This is a genomic window from Streptomyces recifensis, assembly GCF_002154615.1.
Taxonomy (GTDB): Bacteria; Actinomycetota; Actinomycetes; order Streptomycetales; family Streptomycetaceae; genus Streptomyces; species Streptomyces griseoluteus.
In genome coordinates, this window is sequence record NZ_MUNH01000157.1 from 1 (window position 1) to 6,509 (window position 6,509).

The window sequence follows — 6,509 nt, forward strand, 5'->3', positions numbered from 1 at the left end:
GGCACCGGTGACCGCGACGACGTACTGGCCGCAGGACCAGTGGACGGCGCTGCTGGTGATGCTGTTCACCGGGCTCGCCGTGGTCTGCCTGCGCGGCTTCTGGTCGCGCATCGCCATCTTCCTGGGTCTGGTCTTCGGCTATTTGATCTCCTGGATCTTCGACCTGACCCTCGGGAAGATCCACTCGGCGGACGCGAGCGGCAAGGTCACCGACCACTGGCGCCTGGACCTCTCCGGCGTCTCCAAGGCGGACTGGATCGGGCTGCCCTCCTTCCACGGGCCGACGTTCCAGTGGTCGGCGATCCTGGTCGCGCTGCCCGTGGTGATCGCGCTGGTCGCGGAGAACGCGGGCCACGTCAAGGCGGTCGGCGAGATGACCGGCGACTCGCTGGACGACAAGCTCGGCACCGCGATCTCGGCGGACGGCGTCGCCTCGGTGCTGTCCACCGCGGTGGGCGGCCCGCCGAACACCACCTACTCCGAGAACATCGGCGTGATGGCCGCGACCCGCGTCTACTCCACGGCCGCCTACTGGGCCGCCGCCTGCTTCGCCCTGCTGTTCGGCGTCTGCCCCAAGTTCGGCGCGGTGGTGGCCGCGATCCCCGGCGGTGTGCTCGGCGGCATCACGGTCATCCTGTACGGCATGATCGGCCTCCTCGGCGCCCAGATCTGGCTGCACGGCAAGGTCGACCTGCGCAATCCGCTGAACCTGGTCCCGGCGGCCGCGGGCATCATCATCGGCGTCGGCAACGTCACCATGAAGTTCACCGACACCTTCTCGCTGAGCGGCATCGCGCTGGGCACCCTGGTCGTCATCACCGGCTACCACGCCCTGCGCGCCTTCGCCCCGGCCCACCTGAAGACCCAGCAGCCGCTGCTGGACGAGGGCACCTCGTCGTACGACAAGCCCGACGAGGGCCGTGCCGACGGGTCCGGCAAGCCGTAGCGGCGGCCGTACCGGCCCGGCGTTCGCTCGTTCCGGCGAAGCACCGGGCCGGTCGGCCCACCGGCCGGTGCGCGGCTGCCACCCTTCCCCCATGGTGCTGCCGCGATACTCCACCACCCCCGTCGACGCCGTCCTGACCCGGATGCGCGCGCTCGACGCGGCGCTGCCCGAACGGGACGGGGTCGCCGTGTTCAACCGGGTCTACCTCACCGTCACCGAGGAGGTGGACCGCCGGCTGGACGCCGGGGAGTTCCCGGACGCGTGCGCGGCGGCCGCGCTGGACGTCCGGTTCGCGGAGCGGTACCTCGCGGCGGTGGACGCGGTCGAGGAGGACCGCCTGCCGCCCGCCTGCTGGCGCCCGCTGTTCCAGCTCCGCCGCCATCCCGGCGTACGGCCGCTGCAGTTCGCGCTGGCCGGTATCAACGCGCACATCGGGCACGACCTGGCGGTCGCCGTGGTCGACACCTGCCGGGCGCTGGGGTGTGCGCCGGCCGAGCTGGAGGACGAGTTCGACCGGGTGGGCGAGCTGCTGGCCGAGCTGGAGGAGCGCATCCGCGAGGACCTGATGCCGGGTCCCGACCTGCTCCAGATCGCCGACCCGATCACGCATCTGCTGGGCGCGTGGAGCCTGGAGCGGGCCCGCGACGCCACCTGGTCGGCGGCGCGGGTGCTGTGGGCGCTGCGCCGCTGCGGTGACATGGCCGAGGAGTTCACGGCCCGGCTGGACGCGGCGGTCGGCTTCGCGGGGCGGATGCTGCTCACCCCACTCGGTGACTGAGGTGGACCGCGTGGACCCAGGTGGCCTGAAGTCACCCCATCGGGTGACTTACGGAACAGCCGGGCGAGGGCCGCGCGTTGAAGAGGCATCCCGACGCGAAGGAGCACCGGTATGACGACCAGGCTCGGCCTCGGCCTTCCCCAGATGCGCCAGTACGACCTCGGCAGGGACGTGCCCGACGTGGCACGCGCCGCCGAGGAGATCGGTTACGACAGCCTGTGGGTCTTCGAGCGGGCCCTGGTCCCGGAGCCCGCCACCCAGGGCCTGTACGGCATACCGGGTCTGCCCTGGCCGGAGGGGTACCGAGGTGTGGCCGACCCGCTGGTCACCCTCACCCTGGCCGCCACCGCGACCTCGCGCGCCGAGCTGGGCTCCAGCGTGCTGGTGGCCCCGCTGCACCTGCCGTTCCAGCTCGCCAAGTCGCTGGCCACGCTGGACGTGGTGAGCGGCGGGCGGGTCCTCGCGGGCTTCGGCACCGGCTGGTCCCTGGACGAGTACGCGGCCTCGGGCGTCCTCCCCTTCGAGGAGCGCGGCACGGCGCTGGACGAGGTGATCGCGGTGTGCCGGGCCGTATGGGGTCCCGATCCGGTCGTCCATCACGGCAAGACCACCGACATCGCCTCCGCGATCGTCGGCCCGAAGCCGGTCCGGCCGATCCCGGTCCTGCTGGCCGCGACCAACCGGCGGGCGATGCGGCGGCTGGTGGAGCGGGCCGACGGCTGGCTGCCGGGCGCCTACGGTCCCGAGCAGCTCGCCGCCCAGTGGCGCGCCCTGCGGGAGCTGGCCGAGGAAACCGGGCGCACGGAGCCCGTCCGTACGGTCGTCAGGGTCAACGCGCGCGTGGCCGCGAAGCCGAACACCGCCGCGGACCGCCCGCTGTTCGAGGGCGACACCGACCAGATCGCGGCGGACATCGCGGCGCACACCGGCATCGTGCCGGACGCGGAGATACTCCTGGACGTCCAGAGCGAGGCCCGGGACGCGGCCGAGCTGAAGGACACCGCCGCCGAGCTGTACGAGAAGGCGCGGGCGGCCGGGGTCTGAACCCCGCCCGCCCGCGCCCGCTCCGGCCCTTCCGGCTCAGTCCTCGGGCAGCTCGACGGGCGCGATCTCGTCGTACACGTCGCCGGGGCCCGGGTTGGTCGGGTCGGTCTCGCCGCCGAAGTGCCGCATGACGCCCCAGACCGCGTTCAGCGCGGTCTGGACCGCGCCCTCGGCCCAGCCGGCGGTCCAGGAGATGTCGTCACCGGCGAGGAAGACGCCCCGCTTGTCCTCGGGCAGCCGGTCCTGCATGAAGTGCGTGAACAGGCGGCGCTGGTAGCGGTAGTGGCCGGGCAGGTTGGCCTTGAACGCGCCCATGAAGTAGGGCTCGTTCTCCCAGGAGACGGTCACCGGGTTGCCGATGATGTGCTTCCGGATGTCGACCTTGGGGTAGATCTCGCCGAGCGACTTCAGCATGACCTCCATCCGCTCGTTCGCGGACAGCGGCAGCCACTTCAGGCTGTCGTCGCACCAGGTGTAGGAGAGGCAGATGACGGCGGGCTTGTCCGGGCCGTCGTCCAGCAGATAGGTGCCGCGGGTCATGCGGTCGGTGAGCGTCATCGACATGACGTCCCGGCCGGTCTCCTCGTCCTTGTCCAGCCAGAACGGCCGGTCCACCGGCACGAAGAGCTTGGAGGACTCCATGTAGTGGGTGCGCTCGATCGCGGTCCAGTGGTCGATCGGGAAGAGCGAGTCGTCACAGGCGATCTTGGAGAGCAGCATCCAGGACTGGGCGGTGAAGATGGCCGCCTGGTAGGTCCGGATGTCTCCGCCCGCGTCCGTGACGGTGATCCGGTTGCCGGAGGTGCGGTTCAGCCGGGTCACGGCTGGGCGGGGCTCGCCGTTGAGGTGCAGGGAGGCCAGCGAGGTGCCGTAGGGCCAGTGGACGATCTTCTCCGGCTCGCGCTCCCACAGGCGCAGCGGGAGCTGCTGGGAGCCGCCGACGATGCCCCGGTGGTGGTCGTCGGCCTCGGTGTAGACGACGCGCAGGATCTCCAGGATGGAGTTGGGGAAGTCGGTGTCCCAGCCACCGGTGCCGAAGCCGACCTGGCCGAAGATCTCGCGGTGCCGGAAGGACTTGAACGCCTCGGAGTCGCAGAGGAAGCCGTAGAAGGTCTGGTTGTCGAGCTTCTCGACCAGCTTCGCCCAGATCTCGCGGATGCGCGGCACGTCACGCTCGCGCATGGCGCGGTTCATGTCGGAGAAGTCGGCGCCCTCCTCCAGGCACTTGCCCCACGCGGCGGCGACGTCCCGGTAGACCTGCGGCAGGTCCTCGACGGTCTCCGCGTAGTGCGACTCGCCCTTGAGGTCCACGACGGTGGACGGCGTGCCCTCGGCCAGCGGGTTCGGGAAGGGCCGGGTGTGCAGGCCGACGAGGTCGATGTAGTGCTGGAGGGCCGTGGAGGACGGCGGGAAGCGCATCGCGCCCATCTCGGCGGTCAGCGACTCGTCGCAGCCCTCGAAACCGACGGTCCGCAGCCGGCCGCCGAGCTGGTCGGCCTCGTAGACGACGGGCTTGAGGCCCATCTTCATCAGCTCGTACGCGGCCACGATGCCGGACAGGCCGCCGCCGATGACGGCGACCTCGGTGCCGTGCTCGGTGGCCGGTATCTGGCCGAGCCCCGCCGGGTGGGCGAGGAAGTCGTCGTAGGCGTAGGGGAAGTCCGGGCCGAACATGGTGATCGGCGGCTGCTGCTCGTCGGCGTGCTCGACGGCGTTGGGCACCGTGGACGTCATGGGGTACGGACTCCTTGCGCGGAAGTACTGCGACGAACTGTGGGGGGGTCAGGCGGTGAGCGAGCCGTACAGACCGGGGCGGCGGTCCTTCAGGTACGGGTTGGCCTCGCGGGAGGCGGCCAGGAAGGCGGGGTCGGCGTCGGCGAACACCAGCTCGGCGGAGGCGCGCCCGGCGCGGACGCGGGCCACCCCGTCGGGCCCGGCCAGTGTGGTGAGCCCGACGAACTCGAACTCCCCTTCCTGGCCGACCCGGTTGACGTAGGCCACGTACATCTGGTTCTCGAAGGCGCGCACCGGGATCACCGACTCCGGCACGAACTGGTACGGGTGCATCTGCGCGGTCGGCACGATCAGCAGGTCGGTGCCGGCCAGCGCGTGGGCGCGGACGTTCTCCGGGAACTCGACGTCGTAGCAGATCAGCAGGCCCACGGTGAGGCCGTTCAGCTCGGTCTGGACGACCTGCCGCTCGCCCGGCGTGAAGTGGTCGCGCTCGAAGCAGCCGAACAGATGGGTCTTGCGGTAGCCCGCGAGCCGGGCGCCCTCGGCCGAGATGATCTGGGCGGAGTTGTACACCGTGTCGCCGTCGCGCTCGGGGTAGCCGTAGGCGATGGCCAGGCCGTGCCGGGTGGCGATGTCGGCGACGGCATCGGCCGAGTCGCCGTCGGCGGGCTCGGCGAGGTGCGGGATCTCGCCGCCGATCGCGTACCCGGTCAGGAACATCTCCGGTGCGGCCAGCAGCCCGGCGCCCGCTGCGGCGGCGCGGCCCGCGGCCTCGTCGAGGACCTTGAGGTTCTCGGCGACGGAACCGGGGCGGCCGGAGCTCTGGAGCAGGGCGGTGCGCATGGGTGTTCCTCACCGGGAAAAGGGGGATTCGGGGGGGCATCGGGAAGCCAGTAAGACGGTACGGTCGGCGCGCTCACCCGGACAAGAAGCACCCGTTGCGCGCCGGTGCGCGGTTCGTTGCGTCGACAAGCCCCCGGGCGGCGATTCATTGCGCGGGCCCCGGGTGCACGCGCGTAGAAGGCGGCTACAGCTCGCGCAGCCGCCGCACGATCTCCCGCAGCAGCTCGGGGTCGGCGGCGCCTTCGTGGAGCGGGAGGCGGCGGGGCGCGTCGATACGGATCAGCCCCTGTTCGGCCAGGTCACCGAGGAGGACGCGGACCACGGTGAGCGGCAGGTCGGCGTCGGCCGCCAGCTCGACGACCGGGCGCGGTCCGCGCCGGACATGGCCGAGCAGCGCCGCGCGGGCGTGGTCGACACCGGGACCGTCCGGGCCGGGTTCCAGTGCCGTGACCCGGGACATCAGGTCGATGGCGTGCCGCGCCGAGGGCCGGGTGCGGCCGCGGGTGACGGTGTAGGGGCGGACCATCGCCCCGGTGTCCTCCTCGTACCAGTACTCCTCGTCCACCGCCGGTCACGGCGCCGAGCGGGCCGCGGCGTCCAGATGACGGCCGAGGCGGCGGACGAGGAGGGCCATCTCGTGGGCCAGTTGCCCCACGTCGGTGCGGGCCTCGCACAGCACGGCGAGCCGGCTGCCGTGTCCGGCGGGGGTGATGAAGAGGTAGGCGTCCTCCAGCATGACCATGGTCTGCCGGACCTCACCGGCCGCGAACCGCTCCCCCGCCGAGTCGGCGAGCCCCTGCAGGCCCGAGCAGACGGCGGACAGGTGCTCGATGTCGCGGCGCCGCATGCCGTCGGAGCTGCTGAGCGGCAGTCCGTCGGCGGTCAGGAGCACGGCCTGGCGGACGTGTTCGGTGCGCGAGACGAGGTCGTCGAGCAGCCAGCCCAGGTCGGTACCGGGCGCACCCTCGGGCACGGCCGGGTTCTCCGGGTTCAGATCGTCACCGTACATCGTCGGTGTCCGTCCCTTCGTCGGCGTTGACGTCGGCGGGAATGCCGTTGCGGCCGTCGCTCAGGCCCCGCTGGAAGGCGGCGAACAGGGCTCGCATCTCCTCGGGGTCGGCCGCGCCGACCCGCCGCCCGCCGACGACACCCCGCTCGGCGCGG

The 6,509-nt window shown here is 71.9% G+C and carries 7 protein-coding genes; 3 read left to right on the forward strand and 4 right to left on the reverse strand.

What is annotated here, in order from left to right; genetic code table 11:
* From CCN33_RS10200 to CCN33_RS10210, 3 genes are all read left to right on the forward strand, one after another.
* On the forward strand, window positions 1–946 hold a 946-nt coding region (locus CCN33_RS10200), incomplete at its 5' end, for a uracil-xanthine permease family protein (RefSeq protein ID WP_279628157.1).
* A 91-nt stretch (window positions 947–1,037) separates the two neighbouring features.
* Window positions 1,038–1,724, forward strand: coding sequence for a DUF5995 family protein (locus CCN33_RS10205; protein WP_086693332.1), 687 nt, complete (start codon window positions 1,038–1,040; stop codon window positions 1,722–1,724).
* Between the two features lie 111 nt (window positions 1,725–1,835).
* Window positions 1,836–2,768 carry an LLM class F420-dependent oxidoreductase gene (locus CCN33_RS10210; RefSeq protein WP_086693333.1) on the forward strand — a complete coding sequence of 311 codons (933 nt, stop codon included), beginning with the start codon at window positions 1,836–1,838 and terminating at the stop codon, window positions 2,766–2,768.
* A 36-nt stretch (window positions 2,769–2,804) separates the two neighbouring features.
* On the opposite strand, the gene CCN33_RS10215 is transcribed toward CCN33_RS10210, so the two are convergent.
* The 4 genes from CCN33_RS10215 to CCN33_RS10230 all read right to left on the reverse strand — a co-directional run bounded on the left by CCN33_RS10215 (window position 2,805) and on the right by CCN33_RS10230 (window position 6,354).
* Window positions 2,805–4,502 (reverse strand): flavin monoamine oxidase family protein, encoded by a 1,698-nt coding sequence (locus CCN33_RS10215; RefSeq protein WP_086693334.1) that lies wholly within the window; start codon window positions 4,500–4,502, stop codon window positions 2,805–2,807.
* Between the two features lie 48 nt (window positions 4,503–4,550).
* The gene (locus tag CCN33_RS10220; protein ID WP_086693335.1) at window positions 4,551–5,345 is read right to left on the reverse strand and encodes a carbon-nitrogen hydrolase family protein; all 795 of its coding nucleotides are present in this window, start codon (window positions 5,343–5,345) and stop codon (window positions 4,551–4,553) included.
* Between the two features lie 184 nt (window positions 5,346–5,529).
* The gene (locus CCN33_RS10225; RefSeq protein WP_244173751.1) at window positions 5,530–5,910 is read right to left on the reverse strand and encodes a DUF742 domain-containing protein; all 381 of its coding nucleotides are present in this window, start codon (window positions 5,908–5,910) and stop codon (window positions 5,530–5,532) included.
* Window positions 5,911–5,916: 6 nt separating this feature from the next.
* Window positions 5,917–6,354: a roadblock/LC7 domain-containing protein gene (locus CCN33_RS10230; protein ID WP_086693336.1), complete on the reverse strand. Its 438-nt coding sequence runs from the start codon at window positions 6,352–6,354 to the stop codon at window positions 5,917–5,919.
* Between the last annotated feature and the right edge of the window lie 155 nt (window positions 6,355–6,509).